The following is a 24398-nucleotide window of genomic DNA, read 5'->3' as shown; positions in this document are numbered from 1 at the left end:
AAGCCCAAGCCCAAGCCCAAGCCCAAGCCCAAGCCCAAGCCCAAGCCCAAGCCCAAGCCCAAGCCCAAGCCCAAGCCCAAGCCCAAGCCCAAGCCCAAGCCAAACCCGCCGCGTAAAACCCTCAAACACAAAAGGCCGGTCAGCAACACGAAGTTGCTGACCGGCCCCTTCGCCGCCGGCCGCCGGCCACCCGACAGCCGACCGCAGACCCGCTTAAAACGAGTGATGAACGCCCGTCAGAAAGATGGTCTGATTGCGGCTGTTCGAGACACCTGCCGTGAAGAACGCAGCGTCCGTATTCGAACCCGCCCGCTCGTATAGCGCATTCACATACACCTGCGTCGACTTCGACAGCGCGTAGATATCGCCGATCTCAAACTGCGTCCAGCGATGACCGTCGAAGCTCGTCGTTGCCGCGCCGCCCGCCACGCTGTTAAACGGTGTGAACTGATAGTTCGCGCCGGCATCGTAGCTCTGATACGTGCTCGAGTACCCCGGATTGTCCAGCTTCACGCGCGTGTACAGGCCATGCACCAGCAGGTTGCCGAACTGATACGACAAGCCGGCACCCATGTTCTCCATCTTGTCCGCCGTGTAGTTGGCGGCCGTCATTCCCTGGAAGTTCGTGATGCCCGTCGTGACGATCGACGGCGTCTGGTTATGCTCGTTCGAGTACACGGCACCGGCCTTGAACGGACCGTTCGCGTAGCTCGCCGCGAAACTCAAGGTGCGGCCGGTGGCGAAGTCGGTCGTGTTGCCGAGACCCATCATTGCGCCGACTGAGAAGCCGCTAAAACTCGTCGAGCGGAACTTCACCGAGTTGTTGAACGGCACGATGCTCGTGTCGGCGAGTTCGTCGATATTGCCGGGGTGGAACGCAAACCAACTGGCGGCGAGATAGCCCGTGCTAAGCGGGCCGAGCACGTCGAAATTGAACGGCGTCTGGTGACCCAGCGTGAGCGTGCCGATCTGATCCGAACTCAAACCCACATACGCCTGGCGGTTCCACAGCGTGCCGGGCGAAGACATCGCACCAGTTGTCGTCGCGAAGCCGTTTTCCAACTGGAAGATCGCGTGCAGGCCACCACCCAGATCTTCGACCCCCTTCAGGCCCCAACGGTCAGGCTGCATGTTGCCCTGTTCTGCCATCCACTTCGTTCCGCCAGCCACGTTGCTGACGTACGCGACTCCGGCATCCAGGCTGCCGTAAAGCGTGACACTGCTTTGTGCCCACGCCCCTGTCGCGGCGCACATCGCGGTAAGCCCGACTGCAATGATTCTTTTCACCGTTGGTTCTCCTGATCATATGACGAATGGCTAGATCCCATTCCGCCGTCCGTATTGCGTTGAGTGAATGAGCGGTAGTCGTGGTTTATGCGCCAAAACTTCGCTTCTTATTTGTTCCACCTATGGGCGTGTGTATCGCCTATGGAAAGTATAGGGTTTTCAGAAGTGGTCAAAATAAATTTTCGAGCCCCGAGGAAACCCGAATGCCAGGTGGACGGTTGCCGAGGATGTCGAGAGAAAAGCCTTACGGAATAGACATGTACGGTCGGGGCGCTGCCTGGCCGGTACGGGCAGTCATGTCTTTCCTACGCCACATCAGTGTTTTCCCCTAACGCCACAGATTTTTATTTTTTCTTGCTGGGACGACTCCTATAATTGTCCATACACGAACTGACGTTCCTCCAGTGGAACGTGTGGGCTTCAGGAGAAGGTAGCACATGAGTGAACAATGGCGTTGCGCCGGACATGCCGGCGAACTGTCCGAAGACGCGCCGCTCGAGTTCAAGCTCGACGGCACGGAGATCGGCATCTACAAGGTGGGCGATGCGCTGTACGCGCTGGAAAACGTCTGCCCCCATGCGTACGCGTTGCTGACGCAGGGCTTTGTCGACGGCGATACCGTCGAATGCCCGTTGCACGAAGCCGTGTTCCATATCCCGACAGGCAAGTGCCTGAAAGAGCCGGGCGGTCGCGACCTGAAGGTGTACGCGGTTCGTCTCGCCGGTGAAGAAATCCAGATCAAGGTGGAATGACATGCGAGAGCAAGCCGTGAAATTCAATCCCTCCCTGAAGCCGTGGCTCGCGCCGCAGCCGAACAACGTGGCCGGCAAGGGCGTCATCGAAAAGCCGGGCGAGGCGCAAAACCTCGTGTGGCAAAACCGCAAGGCCGAGCCGACGCAGTACGAGAACGACTTCGGCGATGCGCTCGAAAAGGTGTTCGACGCAGGCGCAGTGGAACTGGAAGAAGTCGTTGCCGGGCTGAACCGCGTGGGCTTCCGGACGCCGGAAGGCGCGACGTGGACGGCCGAACGACTCGCCGCCGAATTCCGCCTGCTCGCCGAATAAGCGCGCTACCCAGATAACTACGCGAACCCGTCGCCCCGTTCCCGCATTCGGAGTCTCTTCATGACGTCCCCCACATCCCACACCACGACGGACCACGGCGCCGCCGATCCGCTTCAGGCTTACCTCGACCTCGGTCTGCGCAACTACTGGTATCCGGTCGCCCCGAGCTGGCAGGTCGGCAATGCACCGATCGGCCTGACGCGTCTCGGCGATCAGATCGTGCTGTGGCGCGATCAGGAAGGCCAGGTCCGCGCACTCGAAGACCGTTGCCCGCATCGCGGCGCGCGTCTGTCGCTCGGCTGGAATCTCGGTGGCAGCGTTGCGTGCTGGTACCACGGTATTGAAATCGACGGCGGCGGCACGGTCACCAAGGTGCCGGCCGTTTCGAACTGCCCGCTGGAAGGCCAGAAGTGCGTGAAGTCGTATCCGGTTGAAGAGCGCGCCGGTGCGATCTTCCTGTGGTTCGGCGACGACGCGCACAAGGAGCCCACGCCGCTCGTACTGCCGGAAGAACTGGTGGGCGAGGAGTACGCGAGCTTCCTCTGCATGTCGAACTGGAAGTGCAATTACCAGTACGCGATCGACAACGTGATGGACCCAATGCACGGCGCGTATCTGCATGCCACCTCGCACTCGATGGCTGAAGGCGACAAGCAGGCCGACATGCGCGTGCGCAAGACCGACACCGGTTTGATGTTCGAGAAGGTCGGCCAGCGCGACGTCAACTTCGACTGGGTCGAACTCGGCGAAACCGGCTGCCTGTGGATGCGTCTTGCGATTCCGTACAAGAAGAAATTCGGCCCGGGCGGCAACTTCGGGATCATCGGCTTCGCCGTTCCTGTCGACGAAAACAATTGCCAGGTTTACTTCTGGCGTACCCGCAAGGTTTCCGGCTGGCAGCGCGACGCATGGCGCTTCCTGTATCGCAACCGCCTCGAAGGTCTGCATTGGGACGTGCTGGAACAGGACCGCTATGTCCTCGAAAGCATGGCGCCGAACGCGCGTCAGCACGAATTCCTCTATCAGCACGATGTCGGCATGACGCGCGTGCGTCGCATGTTGCGCCAGCGTGCGCAGCAGGACTTCGACGCACTGGCCGCGCATCGTGAGCAAGCGGCGACTACTGCAGCGGGCGCAGCCGCAGGACATAGCCATGCATAACGCCAACGCGGCGCTCGCGGCGCTGAACGGACGGCGCGTGATCGTCACGGGCGGCGCGCGCGGTCTCGGTGCGGCGTTTGTGCGGTCGCTGGCGCAAGCCGGCGCGCAAGTCGCGTTCGGCGATGTGTTGCACGAGGAAGGCCGTGTACTCGCCGAGACCCTGAAGGGCGAAGGTCATGCGGTGCATTTCCTGCCGCTGGATCTCGCCGAGCCGTCGAACGTTCAGAGCTTCGTGGCCGAAGCGGTTGCACAACTCGGCGGTCTCGACGCGCTCATCAACAACGCGGCGATCACCAACTCGGGCGGCAAGTTCGCCGGCGAGCTGGCGGTGGATACATGGGACGCCGTGATGAACGTCAACGTGCGCGGTACCTGGCTGATGAGCACGGCAGCGCTGCCGCATCTGCGTGACTCGGGCCGCGGCGCCATCGTCAACATCGCTTCGGATACGGCGATGTGGGGCGCGCCGAAGCTGCTGGCGTATGTCGCCAGCAAGGGCGCCGTGATTGCGATGACGCGCTCGCTGGCGCGCGAATTCGGTGTGCATGGCGTCACGGTCAACGCGATTGCGCCGGGCCTCACCGAAGTCGAAGCCACCGCCTACGTGCCGGCCGAGCGCCACGAGTACTACCTGAAAGGCCGCGCGCTGAACCGCGCCCAGGTCCCCGACGATGTGACGGGACCGGTCCTGTTCCTGTTGTCCGATGCCGCACGTTTCGTGACCGGCCAGTTGCTGCCGGTCAACGGCGGCTTTGTGATGAATTGATCTTGTCTTGACCGAAAGGAGAAAGAGATGGCGGACACCGATATCGAACGTAAGTCGTGGGATCAACCCACGGAAGCCAGCTTTGCGCAGTGGATGGACACGCGCGTCGCGCGCCTTGAAACGCGTCGTTACGACTGGGACGCGCTGAAGTTCCAGGCCGACTACGACCCGAAGTATCGCCGTGCGCAGATGCGCTATGTCGGCACGGGCGGCACGGGCGTCGCCAAGGACGTCAACACGGTGCCGGCAGGCGGCTTCACGTTTTCGACGATGGTGATTCCGGCCGGCAACATCGGCCCGAGCCATATTCATATGGATGTCGAAGAAATTTTCTTCGTACTGCGCGGCAAGATGAAAGTGATCTGCGAGCGCGATGGTGAGACGTGGGAATCGGTGCTGGGCGAACGCGATCTGATCTCGGTGCCGCCGGGCGTGTATCGCACGGAAGTGAATATCGGCGAAGAAGATGCGCTGATGTGCGTGATGCTCGGTTCGCCGAAGCCGATCACGCCGACGTATCCGCCGGATTCGCCGCTTGCCAAGCTGAAGCGTTAAGCGCCAGGCGCTAGAGATAGTCCACACGGCAACCGTGCAACGCACGGTTGCCGTACCGAAGCCACTTCACCTTGCCCTCGCAGATAGAAACCATGTCCGCTGTCCCATCCGTCACTGCCGATCTCGCCGCTCCGCTCGAAGCGCGTCTTGCGCGCTTTCTCGCGCAGCAGACCGTCACCGCGGCGGGGCAGCGCGTGGGATATCGCGAAGCAGGCGCGGCGTTGGCGAACAACGGCGCGTTGCCGCTTGTGCTGTTGCATGGCATCGGCTCGGGTGCGGCGTCGTGGGTGCAGCAGTTTGAAGCGCTGGACGGCACGCGGCGAGTGCTTGCATGGGATGCGCCGGGGTATGGCGCGTCCACGCCGGTTACCTCTGCTTCGCCTGAAGCGACGGACTATGCGGAAGTACTGCGCGACTGGCTCGACGCGCTGGGTATCGAGCGTTGCGTGCTGGTCGGCCATTCGCTGGGCGCGATCATCGCGGGCGCATTTGCTGCGGCGAATCCGCAGCGTGTCGTCGGCCTGTTGTTGATCTCGCCCGCCGGCGGCTATGGCGCGGCCGCAGCCGACGTGCGCGAAACGAAGCGCGACCAGCGTCTCGCCATGCTCGCCGAGCTCGGCCCCGCAGGCCTCGCCGAAAAACGCAGCGCGAACATGCTGTCGCAACATGCGGACGACACGGCCCGCGCCTGGGTGCGCTGGAACATGGCGCGCATCGTGCCGCGCGGTTATGCGCAAGCCACACACCTGCTCGCCAACGCCGATCTCGCCACCGACCTTGCCCGTTTCCACGGCCGCATCAACGTGGTGGTGGGCGCCGACGACACCATCACGCCGCCATCCGCCTGCGAACGGCTGGCCCTGTCTGCGTGCACGCCTTTGCAGATCGTGCCGCGTGCGGGCCATGCCGGTTATATCGAAGCCGATGACGCGTACACCGCGATCATCGACACGTTCTGCCGCGCCAGCGCGGCACCACGGAGCCACTGAATGACGCCCGACACGATGAGCGCCGAGCGCGAAACAGGCAATACCCGGGACGACACCGGAGACGACACCGGCTACAAGGTGCCGGGTCTCGAACGCGGTCTGAAGATTCTCACCGAGTTCTCGCCTCGCGAGCCGGTACTAGGTGCACCGGAATTGTCCCGGCGCCTTAAGATTCCTCGCACCACAGTATTCCGTCTGCTGCAGACGCTCGAATCGCTCGGTTTTCTGGAGCGTGCCGACAAGGACCGCAACTATCGCCTCGGCGTCGCAGTGCTGCGCCTCGGCTTCGAATATCTGAGCTCGCTCGAACTGACCGACCTCGGCCTGCCGATCATCGAGGCCTTGCGCAACGAGACGGGCCTGACGAGCCACATCCTGATTCGCGACGGACGCGACGTCGTGTTCGTCGCCAAGGCGCAAAGCCATACGCCGATCTTCAGTTCGGTGAAGGTCAACGTCGGCACACGTCTGCCCGCTCACGCCACGACGCATGGCCAGGTGCTGATGGGCGACCTGACGCTCGACGACTTGCGCAGGCTGTATCCCGAGCCGAAGCTGCATCGCTTTACGAAGCTCACGCCGGAGACGATCGATGAGCTATACGAACGGATTCGCGACGACGCGCAGCGCGGCTTCGCGATCAGCGAGTCGTCGTTCGAGCGCGGCATTTCGGTGGTGACCGCGCCGGTGCGCAACGACACAGGCCGCATCGTCGCGGTGATTACGACGACGATTCCCCGTCCTGAGATCGACGCGGCGCTGCTCGACAGCGGCCTGATCGACAAGGTCCGCCATGCGGCCGACGAACTCTCGCAGCGCCTGAACTACCGTCCGAAGCACGGGCCGGGGGCGGGCAGCAAATACATGAAGGCATTGGGGATCTGATGATTCAAATCGATTTGACCGGACAGGTGGCGGTGGTGACGGGCGGCTCGTCCGGCATCGGTCTCGCTACTGCCGAACTGTTTTTGCGCGCGGGCGCCTCGGTGGCGATCTGCGGTCGCGATGCCGACCGGCTCGCGCAGGCGGAAGCCTCGTTGCGGGCGCCATTCCCGGCGGCGCAATTGCTCGCGGTGCGTTGCGACGTGCTCGCCGCCGATGAAGTGAGCGCCTTCGCGCAGGCCGTGCAGGATCGTTTCGGCCGCACCGACATGCTGGTGAACAACGCCGGCCAGGGCCGCGTGTCGACCTTCGCCGACACCACCGACGACGCCTGGCGCGAAGAACTCGACCTGAAGTATTTCAGCGTGATTCGCCCGACCCGTGCGTTTCTGCCGATGCTGCGCGACGCGGCCGGCGCGGGTAACGCGTCGATCGTCTGCGTGAATTCGCTGCTGGCGCTGCAGCCTGAGCCGCATATGGTGGCGACCTCTTCGGCGCGCGCCGGCTTGCTGAGTCTGATCAAGTCGCTCGCGGTCGAACTTGCGCCGCAGCGCATCCGCGTGAACTCGATCCTGATCGGCATCGTCGAGTCGGGCCAATGGCGCCGCCGCTTCGAGACGCAAGCGCAGCCCGGTCAAAGCTGGGAAGACTGGACCGGTGAGCTCGCACGCAAGAAAAACATTCCGCTTGGCCGCTTCGGCCGTCCCGAAGAGGCCGCGCAGGCACTCTTTTATCTGGCTACGAACCTGTCGTCCTATACGACGGGCAGTCATATCGATGTCTCTGGAGGCAATGCACGACATGTCTAATAAAACCACCGTCGGCGAGCTGATTGCCGCCTTTCTCGAGCAATGCGGCGTTCGTACTACGTTCGGCGTGATTTCGATTCACAACATGCCGATCCTCGACGCGATCAACAATCGCGGCAACATCCGCTATGTCGGCGCGCGCGGCGAAGCCGGCGCGGTCAACATGGCCGATGGCCTCGCGCGCGTGTCGGGCGGCCTCGGCGTGGCGTTCACCAGCACGGGTACGGCAGCCGGTAATGCGGCCGGTGCGATGGTTGAAGCGCTGACGGCGGGCACTTCGCTGCTGCACATCACCGGCCAGATCGAAACCGAGTACCTCGATCAGGACCTCGCGTATATCCACGAAGCGCCGGACCAGTTGTCGATGCTGTCGTCGATCTCGAAGGCCGCGTATCGCGTGCGTACCGCTGAAACCGCGCTGCCGACGATCCGCGAAGCCGTGCGCGTCGCGCAAACGGCGCCGAGCGGTCCGGTGAGCGTCGAGATTCCGATTGACATTCAGGCCGCAGAAATCGAATGGCCCGCCGACATGGCCGCGCCGCACGTGACCACCCTGACGCACGACAGCAAGCGCGTCGAGCAGCTCGCCGAAGCCTTGGTGAAGGCCAGGCGCCCGCTGCTGTGGCTGGGCGGCGGCACGCGCCATGCGCGTGCCGCGGTGGAGCGTCTGGTGGCGCTCGGCTTCGGTGTCGTGACGAGCGTGCAGGGCCGCGGCATTCTGCCGGAAGATCATCCGGCGACACTCGGCGCGTTCAACGTGCATGCCTCGGTGGAAAGTTTCTACAAGACCTGCGACGCGGTCCTCGTGGTCGGTTCGCGTCTGCGCGGCAACGAAACGCTGAAGTACAAGCTCGCCTTGCCGCAACCGCTGTATCGCATCGACGCCGACGCACTGGCCGACAACCGCGGCTATCGCAACGAACTGTTCGTGCATGGCGACGCCGTCTCCGTGCTGGAAGAACTGGCGACGCTGCTCGAAGGCCGTTTGAAGGTCGATCCGACGTTCGCCGCCGATCTGGCCGCCGCGCGCGAAATCGCCGTGGCCGATGTGGGCAAGGGGCTCGGCCCGTACAAGCGTCTCGTCGACGCGCTGCAGCGCTCGGTCGGCACGGACTACAACTGGGTGCGCGACGTCACGATCTCGAACAGCACGTGGGGCAACCGTCTGCTGAAGATCTTCTCGCCGCGCGCTGGCGTGCACGCGCTGGGCGGCGGCATTGGCCAGGGCATGCAGATGGCGATCGGTGCGGCGCTGGCTGAAAACGCTGCGAAGACCGTGTGCCTGGTGGGCGACGGTGGCCTGATGGTCAACGTCGGCGAACTCGCGACGGCCGTGCAGGAAAACGCCAACGTGATGATCGTGCTGATGAACGACCAATGCTACGGCGTGATCCGCAACATTCAGGACGCGCACTACGGCGGCCGTCGTTGCTTCGTCGACCTGCATCAACCGGATTTCGCGCAGTTCTGCGAGAGCCTGAAGCTTACGCACTACCGCATCAAGTCGCTCGACGACGCGGACGAGATCATTCGCGAAGGCCTGGCGAAGACCGGTCCGGTGCTGGTGGAAGTGGACATGCTGTCGGTCGGCTCGTTTGCCACCGCGTTTGCCGGGCCGCCGGTCAAGAAGCAGGAGCCCGAACATGCTTGATGGTCGCCAGTTGGGACATCCGGGGCATCACGCACCTGTCGATGTCGCGATGATCGGCTTTGGGGCGATCGGCCAGGCGGTGTATCGCTCGGTCGTCGCCGACCCCCAGGTGCGCGTCTCGCATGTGATCGTGCCCGAGCGCCATGCCGCTTCGGTGCGTGAAGTGGTGGGTGCATCCGTGGATGTGGTGTCGTCGGTGGCGGCGTTGAACAGCCGTCCGCAATTCGCGCTGGAATGCGCGGGCCACAGTGCGCTGGTCGATCATGTCGTTCCGTTGCTGAGAGCCGGTACGGACTGCGCGGTGGCTTCAATCGGTGCGCTGTCCGACGTGATGCTGCTCGATGCGCTCTCCGTTGCAGCCGATGAAGGCGATGCGACGCTGACCTTGCTGTCCGGTGCGATTGGCGGCGTAGATGCGCTGGCCGCGGCGAAACTGGGTGGCCTCGACGAAGTGCTGTACACGGGCCGCAAGCCGCCCACAGGCTGGCTCGGCACGCCCGCCGAAGAGGTCTGCGATCTGCAGACGCTGACGGAAGAGCGGATCATCTTCGAAGGCAGTGCACGCGAAGCGGCACGGCTTTATCCGAAGAATGCCAACGTGGCGGCGACGATAGCGCTCGCGGGTCTCGGTCTTGATCAGACGATTGTGCGGCTGATCGCAGACCCGGCGGTCACGCGCAATGTGCACCGGATTCTGGCGCGCGGCGCGTTCGGCGAGATGTCGCTGGAGATGAGCGGCAAGCCGTTGCCCGACAACCCCAAGACTTCCGCGCTGACCGCATTCAGCGCGATCCGTGCCCTGCGCAACCGCGCGGCGCGCTGTGTGATTTGACCTGATTGAATTGATGTAACTGAGCGGATGACCGACATGACTCACTTCGATACCAGCCTCGTGCCCACCGGCGATATTTTTGTCGGCGGAGAATGGCGGCAAGGGCGTGGCAACCCGTTTAAAAGCCTGTATCCGGCGGATCAGTCGGTCAATATGGAAATCTCTACAGCCAACGCTGACGACGCGCGCGACGCGGTCGAAGCGGCGGACGCGGCATGGCGCAAACCGGATTGGGCCGGCCTGAAGCCGCATCAGCGTGCGCTGATTCTGTATCGCATCGCCGATCTGATCATGGCCAGGCACGAAGCGCTTGCCAACCTGCAGCGGCGCGACAACGGCAAGCCGATTGGCGAAACGCGCGTGCTGGTGGCGAGCGCGGCGAACACGTTCCGCTATTTCGCCGCGTGCCTTGAAACGCTCGACGACGAACTCACGCCCTCGCGCGGCGACTACATGACGATGAGCGTGCACGAGCCGATTGGTGTGATCGCGGCCATTACGCCGTGGAATTCGCCGATCGCCTCGGATGCGCAAAAGCTCGCCCCGGCGTTGGCGGGCGGTAACGCGGTGGTGTTGAAGCCTGCTGAAGTGACGCCGCTGGTGTCGCTCGCTTTGGCGCGCATCTGCGAAGAAGCCGGCGTGCCGAAGGGCGTGCTGAGCGTGTTGCCCGGCAAGGGCTCGGTGATTGGCGACGTGCTGGTGCGCCATCCGCTCGTGAAGAAAGTGTCGTTCACCGGCGGCACCGAAGTGGGCCGCGGCATCGCGCGAATTGCAGCGGACAAGCTGATGCCGGTGTCGCTGGAACTGGGCGGCAAGTCGCCGACCATCGTGTTCGACGACGCGGACATCGATCACGCCGTCAACGGCGTGCTGTACGGCATTTTCAGCTCGTCGGGCGAAGCGTGCATCGCGGGCTCGCGCCTCTTCGTGCAACGGCCGATCTACGACGCGTTCATGAAGCGTTTGACGGAAGGCGCACGCAAGTTGCGCGTCGGCGATCCTTCGCGCGCCGAAACGCAAATGGGTCCGCTGATTACGCCGGCGCATCGCGAATCGGTGGAACGGTATGTGGCTTTAGGTCTGGAAGAAGGTGGACGCTTGCTGTGCGGTGGCGAACGTCCCGTAGGCGATGGACGCGAAGCCGGCAACTTCTATCAGCCGACCATTCTTGAAGGCCTGTCGAACAGCGCACGCATCTGCCAGGAAGAGATCTTCGGACCGGTGCTGGTGGCGATGCCGTTCGACGACGAAGCCTCGCTCCTCAAGGAAGCCAACGACAGCGTGTTCGGCCTCGCCGCGGGCATCTGGACGCGCGACTACAAGCGTGCGTGGCGCGTCGCGCGTGCGCTCGAAGCGGGCACGGTGTGGATCAACACCTACAAGCTGTTCTCGATCTCGACGCCGTTCAGCGGCTGGAAGGAGAGCGGGATGGGCCGCGAGAAGGGGCGCCTCGGCATCCGCGAATACATGCAGCAGAAGAGCCTCTACTGGGGCTTGAACGACGCGCCTCTGGCGTGGGCGAACTAGGAAACACGGGGCAAGACATGACGATTCTCGGTATTGAACAGATCACCTACGGTGTAACGGACCTCGAAACCTGCCGGCGCTTTTTTGCCGACTGGGGTTTGAAAGAGACTGCGCACGACGAAACGCGCGCCCGCTTCGAATCGCTGAACGGTTGCACGATTCTCGCCGTCGACGCAAACGACCCGTCGCTGCCGCCTGCCTTCGAAGAAGGTCCGACGCTGCGCGAAGTGACCTGGGGCGTGGCGACGCGCGCCGAACTCGACGCGTTGCGCGGCCGCTTCGCCGGGCAGCCGGGTCACTTCGAACAGGACGATGCGGTGGGGTGTATCGACCCGAACGGCATGGCGATCCGCGTGGAAGTGACACGCAAGCGCGAGCTCGACACGCACGGTTCGCCGTCGAACGTGTGGGGCCAGACGTTGCGCGTGAATCAACCGTCGCCGATTTACGAACGCGCGGAGCCGGTGGAAGTGGGGCACGTGGTGTTCTTCACGAACAACCTCGCGGAAACGGAGAAGTTCTATCAGGACCTGCTTGGGTTCGAGATGTCCGACCGTTATCCGGGCCGTGGCGCGTTCCTGCGCTGCGCGCCGCATGGCGGTCACCACGATCTGTTCTTGCTGGCGCTACCCAATGGCAAGCGCGGCCTGAATCACGTCGCCTTCACGGTGCGCGACATCCACGAAGTGTTCGGCGGCGGCATGCATATCAGCCGCTGCGGTTGGGACACGCAACTCGGGCCGGGCCGCCATCCCGTGTCGTCCGCTTACTTCTGGTACTTCCAGAACCCGGCCGGCGCATTGATCGAGTATTACGCGGACGAGGACCAGCTCACGCCGGAATGGCAACCGCGCGATTTCGAACCGGGTCCGACCGTGTTCGCCGAATGGGCCATCGACGGCGGCATTGACGGCAACACGCGCCGGCAGAAAAACGCCAAGGCGCCGGAAGGCAAGTTCATGACGGAGCGCAAACATGACTGACGCTGCTACTCAGCACGCGCAAGCGGCCCACGCCGGACTGGAAGCACCGCGCACGATCGTCGTGATCGGCGGTGGCCAGGCAGCGGGCTGGGTCGTGAAGACGTTGCGCAAGGAAGGTTTCGACGGCCGCCTCGTGATGATCGCCGATGAGATCCATTTGCCGTACGAACGCCCGCCTCTGTCGAAGGCGGTGCTGGCGGGCGAAGCGGACATCGACACCGTGCGTCTCGTCAAGCCGGACGACTTCGCCGCGCTGAACATCGAAGCGTGGCAGCCGGACACGGCCACCGCGATCGATCGCGAACAGCGCATCGTACGCACGCAGTCCGGTCGCGAAGTGCAGTACGACCGCCTCGTGATCGCTACGGGCGGCGCGGCGCGGCGCCTGCCGGACGCGCTGGTGAAGACCTCGAATATCGCCTATCTGCGCACGCTCGATGAAGCCGTCGCGCTCGGCGAACGGCTTCGTGCGAGCCAGCGTGTGCTGGTGATAGGCGGCGGCTGGATCGGGCTCGAAGTCGCGGCTACTGCCCGCAAGCTGGGCGTCGCGGCCACCGTGGTTGAAGGCGCGCCGCGTCTGTGCGCGCGCTCGGTGCCGCCGGCGATTTCGGATTTCCTGGTCGAACTGCATCGTGCCAACGGCGTCGACGTGCGCCTGAATTCCGGCCTTGTTTCGCTGGACGATCACCCGCACGATGCGAAGCGCGTGCGCGCCACGCTCGCGGACGGCACGACGCTCGACGCCGACTTCGCGGTCGCCGGCATCGGCCTCACGCCGCATACGGCGCTCGCGGAAACAGCAGGCCTCGCCGTTGCCGACGGCATTGTGGTGGACCATTTCGGCGCGACTTCGGACCCGCGCATCTTCGCGTGCGGCGACGTGGCGAATCATCCGAGCGCGTGGTTGAAGCGCCGTGTGCGGCTCGAGTCGTGGGCGAACGCGCAGAACCAGGCCATCTCCGCGGCGAAGGCGTTGCTCGGCGTGTTCGAAGCGTATGCGGACATTCCGTGGTTCTGGTCCGATCAGTACGACGTGAACCTGCAGATTCTCGGCGACATCCCCAACGATGCGCAACTCGCGGTACGCGGCGATCTGCCCGGCAAACGCGCGACGCTCTTCTACGTGGAAGACAGCGCGATCCGCGGGGCCATTGCGATCAACATGCCGCGCGATCTGAAACTCGCGCGCAAATGGATGAACCAGGGCCGCACGATCGACCTTGCAACTCTGACCGACGCCAGCACGGCGCTCGCGTAACTCTTTTCGGACGGCGATAACGGCATGAGAACCATCGACAACACCATGGGGGACCGCAGCGGCGCCGGTGTCTCAGGCCCCGTGACCCGGGGCTCGATCATTGCGCGTCTGGAGCGCTTGCCGGCCAACGCCATGCAGATTCGTGCGCGTATCCTGATCGGGCTGGCGACGTTCTTCGACGGCTTCGATGTGATCGCCATCGCCGCCACGCTGCCGATCCTGATCCAGAAGTGGGGCCTCACGCCGTGGGAAATCGGCTTTCTGATTGCGTCGGGATCGATCGGCCAACTGGTGGGCGCGTTCGTGTTCCCCTGGTATGCGGAACGCAAAGGCCGGGTGCGAGCGATTGCGGTGAGCTCGGGGATTATCGGCGTAACGAGCATTGCTTGCGGGTTTGCGCCGTCGTTTACCGCGTTCGTCGTGCTGCGGATTGTTCAGGGCCTGGGCCTCGGCGGCGAGCTACCGGTGGCTGCGACCTACATCAACGAAATCAGCCGCGCACATGGTCGTGGACGATTCGTGCTCCTGTATGAAATCGTCTTTCCGGTGGGACTGCTCGCGTCGAACGCACTGGGTGCGTGGATCGTGCCGCGCATCGGCTGGCAGGCGATGTATTTCATCGGCGGCATGCCGTTGATCCTGTTCTTCGTGTTGCGCAAGCTGGTGCCGGAATCGCCGCGCTGGTTGGCCGAGCGTGAGCGGATGGCCGATGCGGATGCGGCCGTGCTGGCGTTCGAACGCGCAGCGAAGGGCCCGCTGCCGCCGGTCGAGCATGCTGCGGAATTCGATGCGATGGCGAACCGCCATCCGCGCCGCCGGATCGGCGATCTGTTTGGGCCCGCTTATCTGAAGCGCACGCTGGCGGTGGCGATGCTGTGGGTGACGTGCGGATTTATCCAGTACGGTCTGTCCACCTGGCTGCCGACTATCTATCGCACGGTCTATCACGCGCCGTTGCAACTGGCGTTGAATCTGGCGGTGGCGGCATCGGTGCTTGGCGTGATCGGCTCGTTGACCTGCGCGCTGCTGGTCGACAAGGTGGGGCGTAAGCCGATCATCAATTTGTCGTTCGTGCTGTGCGCGGTGTCGTTGGCGCTGGCCGGCGTGTTCCACAACTCGTCGGTGTATGTGGTCGCGACATGCTGCGCGTTCGCGCTGGGCTTCCTTGCCTGCGGGTTTATCACAGCGTATGTGTACACGCCGGAGTTGTATCCGACCAGCATTCGCGCGTTCGGCTGCGGCGTGGGCGGCGCGTGGCTGAAGGTGGCGGCCATCTTCGCGCCGGCGATCGTGTCGAAGACCATGGTGGGCGGCCATCTCGACATCGCGTTTTATATCCTCGCGGCGGTGCCGTTCCTCGCGGCCTTGACCGTGCATTTCCTTGGCATCGAGACGAAGGACAAGGTGCTGGAGCAGTTGGAGGCTTAATCTCTACAGCGCCTTTCGGTACACTACAAAACCCGAACGGTCCGCGATGCGGTCATAGAGTTTCATCGCGGTCTGATTCGTCTCATGGGTTTGCCAATACACGCGGCTCGAACCGGCCGCTTTCGCCTGCTCGTAGACGGCTTCGATCAGCGCCCGCCCGACGCCTTTGCCGCGCTCGCTCGCCAGCGTGTAGAGATCCTGCAGATAGCAGATCGGGCCGGCCATCGTCGTGTGTCGATGGTAGAGATAGTGGACGAGGCCGAGCAGTTGACCGTCGCGTTCCGCGACCATCGCATGCATGGGCTCATAGCCGTCGAAGAAGCGCGTCCACGTCAGCAGCGTGATATCGCGGGGCAGCGCCGTCTCGCCGGATCGTCCGTAGAAAGCGTTGTAGGCGTCCCATAGCGGCAGCCAGGCGGGGAAATCGGCAGTGGTCACGGGGCGGATCTGGATCGGTTGTGTCACGAGCGGGGCTCCTTGTTTGGGTATCGTTGAAAGTGATGTCGTGGATGGCGTTGGTCGCGTCGTCAGGGTTGGGTCGAACAGGCGAGCAGCGTTTCACTGAGCCTCTGTTCGCGGTCGTACCTCTCGCCGGATTGTGCGGATTGTGAGGATTGTGAGGATTGTGCGGATTGCCCGGTTTGCGGGTTTGCCGCCGCCGCGCTTCGCGACTCATCATAGGCAGCAACACACGCGTCCATCCGCGCACGCGCGTTTGTCACCGGCTCCAATGCGTCATAGCCCAGCGCGAGGAGAACAAAAGCCAGCACCCAAGCCGCCCGCTTCATCAGCGCGCCGCGCCTGCGCACCGGCGCTTCAGCTTCACCATGAGTGGACCGGCCGAGAGCGGAGGTATCCATGTCAACGACCCTTATCGTTAAGTGCCTCGTACCCTTCCACGCTGCAACCGGCACTGCGGCTCGCGGCACGACCATACCGTCAGCTTAAGAAATTTGTGGCACCATTGTTAGCTCCACGCACCCGCAATTATCTGGAGCCACGCATTTGGACTACGGCCTGTTGATGTCGAACTTCGCGAAGCAACTGGGCGGCCGCAAGCTCACGCAGCAGAACCTGCTCTACGAAAGTTTGCGCCGGGCCATTCTCGATGGCGACATCCGGCACGGCAGTCAGCTCATTCCCACCCGCTCGCTTGCCGAACAACTCGGGATTGCACGTAACTCGGTGCTGTATGCGTACGAGCGACTGACCGAGGAGGGTTTCGTCAGCACCAGCCGTCACGGCTCCGTGGTGTGCATGGTGAGCCGCGCGGCGGCGCCGCCCGCGGCGCAAGTCGATAGCGCGGGTGTGCCGGTCAGCCGTCTGTCGCGCCGCGTGGCCGACCTGCCGCGCGAACGCACGCGCGCGAACGACCCCACACCATTTCGTCCCGGCGTGCCCGCGTTGAACGAATTCCCGATGGCCCAGTGGCGCAGTTCCATGGAACGCGCGTGGCGTTCGATCGACCCGCGTGAACTCGACTATCGCAACAACGCGGGACATCCCGCCTTGCGCCGCGCGATTGCGGAATATGTACGCGTGTCGCGCGGCGTGCGCTGTTCGGCCGAGCAGGTATTTATCACCTCTGGCACACAGGCGAGTCTCGATCTATGCGCCTGCATGCTGGCCGATCCGGGCGAGCGCGTCTGGATGGAAGACCCCGGCTATCACGGGGCGAAGGCGGCGTTTCAGGCGGCAGGACTGAGCCTTCAGCCTATCCCCGTGGATGCCGCCGGGATCGCGCCGACCGAAGAACACTGGCAGCGCACGCCGCCGCATCTGATCTACATCACGCCATCGCATCAGTACCCGCTCGGCAGCGTGTTGAGCCTCGAGCGCCGTTGGTCGATCATCGAACATGCGATCGAGCGCGGGGCATGGATTATCGAGGACGATTACGATAGCGAACTGCGTCACAACGGGCCACCGTTGCCGTCTATCCAGGGGCTGACGGAGAACGCGCCGGTGATCTATCTGGGCACCTTCAGCAAGACGATCTTTCCGGCTTTGCGGATGGGGTTCATGATCGTGCCGGCCCATGTGGTGCAGGAGGTGCACGCTGCGCACAGCGAGATCGCGCGTCAGGGGCGCGTGGCCGAACAGATGGCGTTGGCCGATTTCATCGAGAGCGGCAAATACGCCCGTCACCTGCGACGCATGCGACGGATCTACCAGCAACGCCGCGCCGCGCTCGTGGCCGCGCTGGAGCGGCACATGGGCGATCTCGTCACCGTGTCGTCCGATAGCGGCGGCATGCATCTGACGGTTCGTCTCGATGCGCCGCTGGTCGATGCGGACGTGACCGTGGCCACGCGCGCGCATGGCCTGACGATCGCGCCGCTCAGCACCTACTGCGATCCCGCAACAGATAGCACGAAGTACAACGGCTTCATGCTGGGATACGCCGGTATCGCGCCGGAAGCCGCGGACGCGCTAGTGGCGAGGCTTGCGCAGATTGTGCGGTCGCTGGTGAGCGAGCGCGTGTGACCGCGCGGTGGCCGCCGCGCTAGTTCTTTCGGCTTGTGGAATGCCGCAACGTGTCGCGCACTTTTTTCGCCACGAGGAGCGGCATGTAATCGAACACGCGGGCATCAGTCTTGTAGTTAGCCAAAGTGTCGGCGTAGATCTTCGAGACCGTTTCCGTGGGGGTATTGGTTTCCGCGGCAATGGCCTGTACAACTTCGTCAACGTTGGTCTGGGGCTGAGCCATGAGGTTCTCCGGGTTTGGCAGGGGGCAAACTGCAAACAACAGGAGTTTCATTACAGGATGCGGACGGCCATCATGCCAATTGAATTGGCCTATGAGGTATCTGCTTCAGACATGTTTTTGCTTGCAATAGCGAAAGGGAACGATCGCAGGGTGCGATCCTGACGCGCCGCCGCATCCGTTGCCTGCCTGTCTGCGTATAAGCTGCATCGCTCCTGGATGAGGATGTCATGCCGCCTGTCGCCGTCGCCGTGATTGCACTGGTTGGGCTCGTGCTTGTGTTCGGCGCCGTCTGGGCGTGGCAAGTGAAATCGGAAAATGCGGGCATGATCGATCCGGTGTGGGCGTATTCGCTCGGCGCCGTGGCGGTGTTGTACGCGGTGCTCGGCACGGGCGATTCGCCCACCCGCGCGCTCGCCGCGCTCGGCGGCCTGATCTGGGGCGCGCGCCTTGGCACGCATTTGTGGCGGCGCAATTTCGGCCAGCCGGAAGACGCCCGCTACCGACGCTTTCGCGAGGAGTGGGGCGATGCCGCGCCGCGTCGGATGTTCTGGTTTTTCCAGTTGCAGGTCGTGATTTCGATGCTGCTCTCCGTGGCGTTTCTGGCGCCGTCCTATCGTTCGAGCGAACCGGCCACCGGCTGGATTCTGCTGGCGGTAGCGATCTGGATCGTCTCGGTGGGGGGTGAAGGTCTCGCGGACCGTCAGTTGCGCCGCTTCAAAAACGATCCGTCCAACCACGGCAAGGTCTGTCGCGAGGGGCTATGGCGTTACTCGCGGCATCCGAACTACTTTTTCGAATGCGTGCACTGGGTATCGTATATCGCGCTGTCGATCGGCTCGCCGTGGATCTGGCTGACGTTCTTGCCGCCCGTGCTGATGGCGTGGCTGTTGCTGAAGCTCTCGGGTATTCCGTTGCTCGAAGCGAGTCTCGCGAAGACACGAGCCGGTTACGCCGAATACATGCGCACCACCAACGCCTTGATTCCGTGGCCGCCGGCCGCGCCCGGCGACGGCTGGCTGATTCGCTGCTGCGAGCGCGGCTGGTTGCCCGACCCGCTGATCCGCCTCGGCATGCGTCAATTGATGGGCCAGCGTCTGCGCGACGAGGCCATCCACAACGGCGAGCTCCGCGCACAACGCCTCAACCGTTTGCTCGACGACCTGCGTTCAAGTCCGATCGCCATCGAAACGCAGGCCGCGAATACGCAGCACTACGAGGTACCCGCAGCGTTCTTTCATACGCATCTTGGACCGCATCTGAAGTACTCGTGCTGCCTGTATCCGGAAGGCAAAGAGACGCTCGCCCAGGCCGAAACCGCGATGCTCGAACTGTATGCCGCCCGTGCTGAACTGGCCGACGGTCAGCGCGTGCTCGATCTCGGCTGCGGCTGGGGTTCGTTGTCGCTGTGGCTGGCGGCACGCTATCCGAATTCGCGGATCGTCGCGCTATCGAACTCGCACGGCCAGCGTGCGTTCATCGAGGCTTGCGCGGCCGAGCGCGGGCTGACGAACCTGAAGGTCGTCACCGGCAATATCGTCGATTTCGAATTCTCCGAGGCCCAGCTCGCGGGCGGCTTCGACCGGGTGGTGTCGATCGAGATGTTCGAGCATATGAAAAACTACGGACTCCTGCTCGCGAAGATCGCGCGCTGGATGCGCGACGACGCGAAGCTATTCGTGCATATCTTCGTGCACCGCACGCTCGCCTATCACTTCCAGGTGGAGGACGGCAGCGACTGGATGTCGAAGTACTTTTTCACCGGCGGCACGATGCCGTCGGAGAATCTGCTTCTCCACTTTCAGGACGATCTGCGCATGGAGCGGCAGTGGTGGGTCAGCGGCACGCATTACGAGCGCACGGCGAACCAGTGGCTGGCCGCGCTCGACGCCGCCAAAGACCGCGTGATGCCGCTGCTCGTCGACACCTACGGCGCACGCGATGCGGCCATCTGGTTACAACGCTGGCGCATGTTCTATATGGCCGTGGCCGAACTGTTCGGCTACGCGAACGGCAACGAATGGGGCGTCGGGCACTATCGCTTCGAGAAGCGCTGAGCCGCGGCGTCGAGGCCGCGGCCGCGCTAGACCTGCCGCGCCCGCGCGAATTCGAGCATCGTCTGCGCAAAGCGCACGGCGGCCGGGTTGCCGGCATCGCGCCGCGTGACCAGATGCAACGGGGCCGTGATGGCCTCGTCGCTATCCATCGGGCAATACACCACGCTTTCCTGCTGATAACGCTGCATCGAGGCGGGCACGATCGTCACGCCTGTCCCGGCCGCGACGAGATTGATGGCGCTCAGCATGCGCGGCACTTCGGTGGCGACGCGCGGCGTAAAGCCCGCCGCTTCGCAGGCGTCGATGAAGTCCGCGTACATGCCGCGCGCGCCAGGACGGCGCACGAAGATAAACGCTTCGTCAGCCAGCGCGTCGAGTGCAATTGGCCGTATCCGGCCGGACTTGCCGCGCCCCTGCAGCAGACGATGCCCCACCGGCAGCACGAGGACCATGCTCTCTTCCAGCAGCAGATCGAAGCGCAGTTCTTCCGGCGTGTCGCTCGGCTTGCGCAGGATGGCCGCGTCGACGCGGCCGCTCACCATCCGCTCGATAATCTCCGCAGCATTGATTTCGTTGAGATCGATGGCGATGTCCGGGCAGGCCTCGCGAAACGCGCGAATCGCAGCGGGCGCGAGTGGGTGGAATGCCGATGAGCTGGTCAGCGCGATCCGCACCGAGCCGATCCGGCCGTCCGCAATGCCTTTACCCTTGGTCACCGCCTGATCGAGCGCCTGCAGCACAGCGCGCGCATCGTCGGCGAAGGAGGCGCCCGCCGAGGTGAGTTCGACCCCGCGCGCCACCCGCGTGAACAGCGCAAAACCGATCTCGCTCTCCAGCGCCTGGATCTGCTGCGACAACGGCGGTTGCTGGATGTGCAGTCTTGCGGCGGCACGGGTGAACTGCCGCTCGTCGGCGACCGCCAGGAAGTAACGCAGATGTCGCAATTCCATCGCAATGCCTCATATATATGAAACGTATGGCAGGGTCATTCGATCGGTATTTTACATTTACCGCGATCATCCGTACGCTTGAGGGATAGAGAAAAAAGGCTTAAGGAGACTTATGGACTCGATGCTTTCCGCCGCGGCGTCTTCCGCGCATCCCGTTCCCGTGCCGGCAGCTTCGCAGGTGCGGCGTGCCGTGATCGCCTCGGTGATCGGCAACGGCCTCGAGTGGTTCGATTTTCTGATCTACGGGTACTTCGCGAAGACCATCTCGCACGTGTTCTTTCCGGTCGGCAATGCGTTCCTGTCGACGGTGCTGACGCTGGCCACCTTCGCGATCGGCTTCATCGTCAGGCCGGTGGGCGGCATTGTGCTGGGTGCCTACGCGGACCGCGTGGGGCGCCGCCGCACCTTGTCGCTGCTGATCCTGCTGATGGCGGCCAGCACGCTGCTGATGGGCCTGACGCCGGGCTATAGCAGCATCGGCATTGCCGCGCCTTTGCTGGTGTTGCTCTCGCGCGTGCTGCAGGGTTTGTCGGTGGGGGGCGAGTTCGCCACGGCCGCGGCGATGTTGTCGGAGTACGCGCCGCGCGGCAAAAAGATGTTCTATGGCAGCTTCCAGATGACGTCGCAGGCGTTCGCGCTGCTGCTCTCGTCCGCGTGCGGCTATTTGCTGACCACGCATCTGGACCGCGCCTCGCTCGAAGCCTGGGGCTGGCGCGTGCCGTTCCTGCTCGGCGCGCTGATCGGGCCGATCGGCTTTTACATCCGCCACAAGGTGGCGGAATCGCCGGAGTTTGTCGAGATGCGCGAGCGCCTTGGGCATGCGCCACAGCAATCGATGCGGCAGTTTCTGCGTGAACGCAGCGATGCCTGCCTGTGTGCGATGGGCGTGATCATCGTCGGCGCGGCGACCAATTATCTGTGGCACTCGTTTTTGCCGTTGTACGTGGAGCGGCAGTTGCATTTGCCGCTGAAGAACGCGTTGTTCGGCACGGCCGTGTCGGGTCTGATCAGCATCGTCGCGTATCCGCTGGCGGGTAAGCTCGCCGATCGCGTCGGCGCATGGCGCGTGTTCTTTCCCGTGGTGGTGATCTGGGCGGTGATCGCGTATCCGCTGTTCGCGTGGGTGGTGGCGCAACCCACGGCCGAGCGCCTGTTCACTGCGCAGATGATCGCCACGCTGGTCTTGAGCATCATGTCCGGCCCGCATCCGGGGATGCTGACGCAGTTGTTCCCCACCGCGACGCGTTCCACCGGCGTCGCACTGTCGTACAACGTCGCGGTCACGCTGTTCGGCGGGCTGGCGCCGTTGACCGTGACGACCTTGATCAGCTTCACCGGCTCGAATCTGGTGCCGGCGTATTACCTGATTTTTGCGGCGATCGTCTCGCTGCTGCTGGTTGGCCTGAGCCGGTCCGGGCGGCGCTTGTTGCGCGACCCTGATGCCGTGCCGCACGACTAACCCCATTTTTTCGACGTTGATTTGACCATGACCGATTTCAGTCCCCGCGAGCGGGCCCGTCCGCGCAACGAGTATCCGGTGCGCGTGGTCGGCAGCGAGCGGTTTCGCGTCAGCACGGCGCGCGGGTCCGGCTGGGTGCCGGTGTACCGCTCGGCGGGCGAGGCGCTCGATCATCGCGTGAGCCGTGTCGTCATCGTGCTGCACGGCCGGCTGCGCGACGCGGATGCGTATCTGTTGTCCGCGCAACGTGCTTTGGCCGCGGCCGATGTCGACCCTGACGACACCTTGCTGCTCGTGCCGCAGTTTCTCGCCAGCGCCGATATCGCTGCGCACGACCTGGATGCAGATGCGCTGCATTGGGACTGGACCAGCTGGATGGGCGGCGACGATGCGCTCGGTCCCGCGCCGCTTAGTTCGTTCGATGTCCTTGATAGTGTGATCGAAGCCGTCGCGGACCGCTCGCGCTTTGCCGCCTTGCGCGAAGTGGTGATTGCCGGTCACTCGGGCGGTGCGCAGGTGGCGCATCGTTACGCGGTGGTGGGGCGCGCGGCGGCCCTGCTTGAACAGCAGGGCGTGCCTTGCCGTTATGTGATCGCCAATCCTTCGTCGTATGTGTATTTCGACAAGCTGAGGCCCGATGGACAGGGCGGCTTCAGTCCGGTGGACGAACGCGACTGCGTCGGGGTCGATACCTGGAAGTACGGCATTCACGAGCCGCCGCGTTACGCGAGTAGCGCGGCGTTTGCGACGCTCGAGCAACGCTACGTCAGCAGCGACGTCATCTATCTGCTTGGCGGGGCCGACTGCGATCCGCAGCATCAGGCGCTCGACCGCTCTTGCGCCGCCAACGCGCAAGGCCCGCACCGGCTGGCGCGTGGTCTGGCTTATGTGGCGTACCTGCGCACCCGGCATCCGCAACTCGGGCACCGCTGCTGGGAGGTGCCCGGCGTGGGGCACAACGGCGAGGGCATGTTCAATTCGGCTGAGGGTCTGCTGGCGCTGTTCGATGCAAAGGCGCGGGCGGATTGGGTGGACGCGGGCGGACTGGCGTCGCAAGCGCAATCGGATCCGAGCGAGGGCGGCGCGACGGAGTGACTCGCGGCGCGAACTGGGGTACGCCCGCGCCGTAGTGCGCGTCTCGACAGCACACGCCGCACGGCGTCATACTTTGCGGGCTGCGCGGCGCTTCACGTCCCGTTATCGCGCGGCTTCGACGGAACCGCCTATGACGACGCCTATCCCGTTCATCCCTGATCGCTTCAAAAGCAATGCCGCTCACTATCTGAGCGGCCGCCCCGCTTATTCGCCGCGTCTGATCCGCCGCGTGGCCGAATCGTGCACGCTCGACGGCACCCAACGATTGCTCGACGTCGGTTGTGGGCCGGGGCAACTGTCGCTGGCGTTTTCGTCATGGGTGGGCACAGGCGTCGCGCTCGACCCCGAGCCGGAAATGCTGCGCATCGCGGCTGACCTTGGGCTAGGCATCGCGCCGAACATCGAATACCGGCTGGGGAGTTCATACGATCTGTCGGCGGAGTGGGGCCGTTTCCAGCTTGCCGTGATCGGCCGTGCGTTTCACTGGATGGACCGCCCCGACACGCTGGCACGACTCGATCAACTGCTCGATCCCGCGGGCGCTGTGGTGCTGTTCGCGACCTCGCATGCCGACGATGCATCGACGCCCTGGCACGCGCCGTATCGGGCGCTCCTCGATGAGTATGCGCAAACCGATCCGGCGCGCGAGCAGCGCAAGTCCGATAGTTGGGAGAGTCACGAGACCGTGTTGCTGAAGTCTGCGTTCAACGCGCTGGAGCGTGTGTCGATCATCGAAAAGCGGCGCGTGGCGCTGGACTCGCTGTTCGCGCGGGTGCTGTCGATGTCGAGCCTCTCGCGCGAGCGGCTTGGCTCAAGGCTCGATGAACTGTTGGCACGCGCGCGGCAGTTGCTCGAAGCGCATGCGGTGGATGGCTCGCTCGACGAGCGGGTGGAATCGATCGCGCTGATCGCGCGACGTTGAGAGCGGTGCGGTGGA

General features: G+C 63.9%; 24 protein-coding genes and 1 pseudogene. 20 read left to right on the top strand and 5 right to left on the bottom strand.

What is annotated here, in order from left to right:
- Positions 1-213: 213 nt before the first annotated feature.
- Positions 214-1254, bottom strand: coding sequence for a porin (locus tag P3T42_RS27680; protein ID WP_429307832.1), 1041 nt, complete (start codon positions 1252-1254; stop codon positions 214-216).
- A gap of 470 nt (positions 1255-1724) precedes the next feature.
- On the opposite strand from P3T42_RS27680, the gene P3T42_RS27675 reads away from it, so the two are divergent.
- The 14 genes from P3T42_RS27675 to P3T42_RS27610 all read left to right on the top strand — a co-directional run bounded on the left by P3T42_RS27675 (position 1725) and on the right by P3T42_RS27610 (position 15193).
- Complete coding sequence (locus P3T42_RS27675; protein ID WP_074293877.1) at positions 1725-2039, top strand: non-heme iron oxygenase ferredoxin subunit; 315 nt, start codon at positions 1725-1727, stop codon at positions 2037-2039.
- A 1-nt stretch (position 2040) separates the two neighbouring features.
- Positions 2041-2352, top strand: coding sequence for a recombinase-like helix-turn-helix domain-containing protein (locus P3T42_RS27670; RefSeq protein ID WP_074293876.1), 312 nt, complete (start codon positions 2041-2043; stop codon positions 2350-2352).
- A gap of 60 nt (positions 2353-2412) precedes the next feature.
- A complete protein-coding gene (locus P3T42_RS27665; protein WP_074293875.1) occupies positions 2413-3513 on the top strand; it encodes an aromatic ring-hydroxylating oxygenase subunit alpha in 1101 nt (366 codons plus the stop codon).
- Positions 3506-4279, top strand: coding sequence for an SDR family oxidoreductase (locus tag P3T42_RS27660; RefSeq protein WP_429307822.1), 774 nt, complete (start codon positions 3506-3508; stop codon positions 4277-4279). Before P3T42_RS27665 ends, P3T42_RS27660 begins: the two co-directional genes overlap by 8 nt.
- A 27-nt stretch (positions 4280-4306) precedes the next feature.
- Complete coding sequence (locus P3T42_RS27655) at positions 4307-4834, top strand: cupin domain-containing protein (protein WP_074293873.1); 528 nt, start codon at positions 4307-4309, stop codon at positions 4832-4834.
- Between the two features lie 92 nt (positions 4835-4926).
- The gene (locus tag P3T42_RS27650; RefSeq protein WP_429307821.1) at positions 4927-5823 is read left to right on the top strand and encodes an alpha/beta fold hydrolase; all 897 of its coding nucleotides are present in this window, start codon (positions 4927-4929) and stop codon (positions 5821-5823) included.
- Positions 5824-6708 carry an IclR family transcriptional regulator gene (locus P3T42_RS27645; RefSeq protein ID WP_074293871.1) on the top strand — a complete coding sequence of 295 codons (885 nt, stop codon included), beginning with the start codon at positions 5824-5826 and terminating at the stop codon, positions 6706-6708.
- Positions 6708-7514 (top strand): SDR family oxidoreductase, encoded by an 807-nt coding sequence (locus P3T42_RS27640; protein WP_429307820.1) that lies wholly within the window; start codon positions 6708-6710, stop codon positions 7512-7514. The genes P3T42_RS27645 and P3T42_RS27640 overlap by 1 nt, the downstream gene beginning before the upstream one ends.
- The gene (locus tag P3T42_RS27635) at positions 7507-9165 is read left to right on the top strand and encodes a thiamine pyrophosphate-binding protein (RefSeq protein WP_074296972.1); all 1659 of its coding nucleotides are present in this window, start codon (positions 7507-7509) and stop codon (positions 9163-9165) included. Before P3T42_RS27640 ends, P3T42_RS27635 begins: the two co-directional genes overlap by 8 nt.
- The gene (locus P3T42_RS27630) at positions 9158-9997 is read left to right on the top strand and encodes an aspartate dehydrogenase (protein ID WP_074293869.1); all 840 of its coding nucleotides are present in this window, start codon (positions 9158-9160) and stop codon (positions 9995-9997) included. The genes P3T42_RS27635 and P3T42_RS27630 overlap by 8 nt, the downstream gene beginning before the upstream one ends.
- Positions 9998-10033: 36 nt before the next feature.
- Positions 10034-11524 carry an aldehyde dehydrogenase gene (locus tag P3T42_RS27625; protein WP_429307819.1) on the top strand — a complete coding sequence of 497 codons (1491 nt, stop codon included), beginning with the start codon at positions 10034-10036 and terminating at the stop codon, positions 11522-11524.
- A gap of 17 nt (positions 11525-11541) precedes the next feature.
- A complete protein-coding gene (locus P3T42_RS27620) occupies positions 11542-12507 on the top strand; it encodes a VOC family protein (RefSeq protein WP_074293868.1) in 966 nt (321 codons plus the stop codon).
- The gene (locus tag P3T42_RS27615; protein ID WP_429307818.1) at positions 12500-13765 is read left to right on the top strand and encodes an NAD(P)/FAD-dependent oxidoreductase; all 1266 of its coding nucleotides are present in this window, start codon (positions 12500-12502) and stop codon (positions 13763-13765) included. The genes P3T42_RS27620 and P3T42_RS27615 overlap by 8 nt, the downstream gene beginning before the upstream one ends.
- 24 nt (positions 13766-13789) lie before the next feature.
- Positions 13790-15193: an MFS transporter gene (locus P3T42_RS27610; protein ID WP_429307817.1), complete on the top strand. Its 1404-nt coding sequence runs from the start codon at positions 13790-13792 to the stop codon at positions 15191-15193.
- A 3-nt stretch (positions 15194-15196) separates the two neighbouring features.
- Here P3T42_RS27610 and P3T42_RS27605 read toward each other — a convergent pair whose 3' ends face one another.
- Together P3T42_RS27605 and P3T42_RS27600 are read right to left on the bottom strand one after the other, a co-directional pair.
- A complete protein-coding gene (locus P3T42_RS27605; protein ID WP_074293865.1) occupies positions 15197-15658 on the bottom strand; it encodes a GNAT family N-acetyltransferase in 462 nt (153 codons plus the stop codon).
- A gap of 62 nt (positions 15659-15720) precedes the next feature.
- Complete coding sequence (locus P3T42_RS27600) at positions 15721-16053, bottom strand: hypothetical protein (protein WP_429307816.1); 333 nt, start codon at positions 16051-16053, stop codon at positions 15721-15723.
- 145 nt (positions 16054-16198) lie between these two features.
- Here P3T42_RS27600 and P3T42_RS27595 point away from each other — a divergent pair, with 145 nt between their 5' ends.
- Entirely contained in the window at positions 16199-17680 is a 1482-nt protein-coding gene (locus P3T42_RS27595) for a PLP-dependent aminotransferase family protein (RefSeq protein ID WP_429307815.1), read from the top strand.
- A 19-nt stretch (positions 17681-17699) separates the two neighbouring features.
- Here P3T42_RS27595 and P3T42_RS27590 read toward each other — a convergent pair whose 3' ends face one another.
- Entirely contained in the window at positions 17700-17903 is a 204-nt protein-coding gene (locus tag P3T42_RS27590; protein ID WP_074296967.1) for a DUF3562 domain-containing protein, read from the bottom strand.
- 227 nt (positions 17904-18130) lie between these two features.
- Here P3T42_RS27590 and P3T42_RS27585 point away from each other — a divergent pair.
- Together P3T42_RS27585 and P3T42_RS27580 are read left to right on the top strand one after the other, a co-directional pair.
- Positions 18131-18898: pseudogene (locus tag P3T42_RS27585) on the top strand (DUF1295 domain-containing protein); the annotation flags it as partial.
- Entirely contained in the window at positions 18881-19957 is a 1077-nt protein-coding gene (locus P3T42_RS27580) for an SAM-dependent methyltransferase (RefSeq protein WP_429307831.1), read from the top strand. The pseudogene P3T42_RS27585 and the gene P3T42_RS27580, both read left to right, overlap by 18 nt.
- A 26-nt stretch (positions 19958-19983) precedes the next feature.
- On the opposite strand, the gene P3T42_RS27575 is transcribed toward P3T42_RS27580, so the two are convergent.
- On the bottom strand, positions 19984-20907 hold the full coding sequence (locus P3T42_RS27575) for a LysR family transcriptional regulator (RefSeq protein ID WP_074293861.1): 924 nt from the start codon (positions 20905-20907) through the stop codon (positions 19984-19986).
- Between the two features lie 121 nt (positions 20908-21028).
- On the opposite strand from P3T42_RS27575, the gene P3T42_RS27570 reads away from it, so the two are divergent.
- The 3 genes from P3T42_RS27570 (at position 21029) to P3T42_RS27560 (ending at position 24383) form a co-directional block, all read left to right on the top strand.
- The gene (locus tag P3T42_RS27570) at positions 21029-22366 is read left to right on the top strand and encodes an MFS transporter (protein ID WP_429307830.1); all 1338 of its coding nucleotides are present in this window, start codon (positions 21029-21031) and stop codon (positions 22364-22366) included.
- A gap of 27 nt (positions 22367-22393) precedes the next feature.
- Positions 22394-23461, top strand: coding sequence for a hypothetical protein (locus P3T42_RS27565; RefSeq protein ID WP_429307814.1), 1068 nt, complete (start codon positions 22394-22396; stop codon positions 23459-23461).
- Between the two features lie 130 nt (positions 23462-23591).
- Positions 23592-24383 carry a class I SAM-dependent methyltransferase gene (locus tag P3T42_RS27560; RefSeq protein ID WP_429307813.1) on the top strand — a complete coding sequence of 264 codons (792 nt, stop codon included), beginning with the start codon at positions 23592-23594 and terminating at the stop codon, positions 24381-24383.
- The last annotated feature ends 15 nt before the right edge of the window (positions 24384-24398 follow it).

Origin of the sequence: Paraburkholderia sp. GAS38, from assembly GCF_050434965.1 — a bacterium.
In the GTDB taxonomy this organism is placed as follows: Bacteria; Pseudomonadota; Gammaproteobacteria; order Burkholderiales; family Burkholderiaceae; genus Paraburkholderia; species Paraburkholderia phenazinium_A.
Note: the sequence above shows the minus strand (reverse complement) of the source record. Positions and strands in the feature narration are given on the sequence as shown.

What these genes read in the sequence shown, in the direction of transcription:
- P3T42_RS27680 (WP_429307832.1), bottom strand. Translation starts at nt 1,254, where the DNA reads ATGTGCGCCGCGACAGGGGCGTGGGCACAAAGCAGTGTCACGCTTTAC.
- P3T42_RS27675 (WP_074293877.1), top strand. Translation starts at nt 1,725, where the DNA reads ATGAGTGAACAATGGCGTTGCGCCGGACATGCCGGCGAACTGTCCGAA.
- P3T42_RS27670 (WP_074293876.1), top strand. Translation starts at nt 2,041, where the DNA reads ATGCGAGAGCAAGCCGTGAAATTCAATCCCTCCCTGAAGCCGTGGCTC.
- P3T42_RS27665 (WP_074293875.1), top strand. Translation starts at nt 2,413, where the DNA reads ATGACGTCCCCCACATCCCACACCACGACGGACCACGGCGCCGCCGAT.
- P3T42_RS27660 (WP_429307822.1), top strand. Translation starts at nt 3,506, where the DNA reads ATGCATAACGCCAACGCGGCGCTCGCGGCGCTGAACGGACGGCGCGTG.
- P3T42_RS27655 (WP_074293873.1), top strand. Translation starts at nt 4,307, where the DNA reads ATGGCGGACACCGATATCGAACGTAAGTCGTGGGATCAACCCACGGAA.
- P3T42_RS27650 (WP_429307821.1), top strand. Translation starts at nt 4,927, where the DNA reads ATGTCCGCTGTCCCATCCGTCACTGCCGATCTCGCCGCTCCGCTCGAA.
- P3T42_RS27645 (WP_074293871.1), top strand. Translation starts at nt 5,824, where the DNA reads ATGACGCCCGACACGATGAGCGCCGAGCGCGAAACAGGCAATACCCGG.
- P3T42_RS27640 (WP_429307820.1), top strand. Translation starts at nt 6,708, where the DNA reads ATGATTCAAATCGATTTGACCGGACAGGTGGCGGTGGTGACGGGCGGC.
- P3T42_RS27635 (WP_074296972.1), top strand. Translation starts at nt 7,507, where the DNA reads ATGTCTAATAAAACCACCGTCGGCGAGCTGATTGCCGCCTTTCTCGAG.
- P3T42_RS27630 (WP_074293869.1), top strand. Translation starts at nt 9,158, where the DNA reads ATGCTTGATGGTCGCCAGTTGGGACATCCGGGGCATCACGCACCTGTC.
- P3T42_RS27625 (WP_429307819.1), top strand. Translation starts at nt 10,034, where the DNA reads ATGACTCACTTCGATACCAGCCTCGTGCCCACCGGCGATATTTTTGTC.
- P3T42_RS27620 (WP_074293868.1), top strand. Translation starts at nt 11,542, where the DNA reads ATGACGATTCTCGGTATTGAACAGATCACCTACGGTGTAACGGACCTC.
- P3T42_RS27615 (WP_429307818.1), top strand. Translation starts at nt 12,500, where the DNA reads ATGACTGACGCTGCTACTCAGCACGCGCAAGCGGCCCACGCCGGACTG.
- P3T42_RS27610 (WP_429307817.1), top strand. Translation starts at nt 13,790, where the DNA reads ATGAGAACCATCGACAACACCATGGGGGACCGCAGCGGCGCCGGTGTC.
- P3T42_RS27600 (WP_429307816.1), bottom strand. Translation starts at nt 16,053, where the DNA reads ATGGATACCTCCGCTCTCGGCCGGTCCACTCATGGTGAAGCTGAAGCG.
- P3T42_RS27590 (WP_074296967.1), bottom strand. Translation starts at nt 17,903, where the DNA reads ATGGCTCAGCCCCAGACCAACGTTGACGAAGTTGTACAGGCCATTGCC.
- P3T42_RS27575 (WP_074293861.1), bottom strand. Translation starts at nt 20,907, where the DNA reads ATGGAATTGCGACATCTGCGTTACTTCCTGGCGGTCGCCGACGAGCGG.
- P3T42_RS27570 (WP_429307830.1), top strand. Translation starts at nt 21,029, where the DNA reads ATGCTTTCCGCCGCGGCGTCTTCCGCGCATCCCGTTCCCGTGCCGGCA.
- P3T42_RS27565 (WP_429307814.1), top strand. Translation starts at nt 22,394, where the DNA reads ATGACCGATTTCAGTCCCCGCGAGCGGGCCCGTCCGCGCAACGAGTAT.
- P3T42_RS27560 (WP_429307813.1), top strand. Translation starts at nt 23,592, where the DNA reads ATGACGACGCCTATCCCGTTCATCCCTGATCGCTTCAAAAGCAATGCC.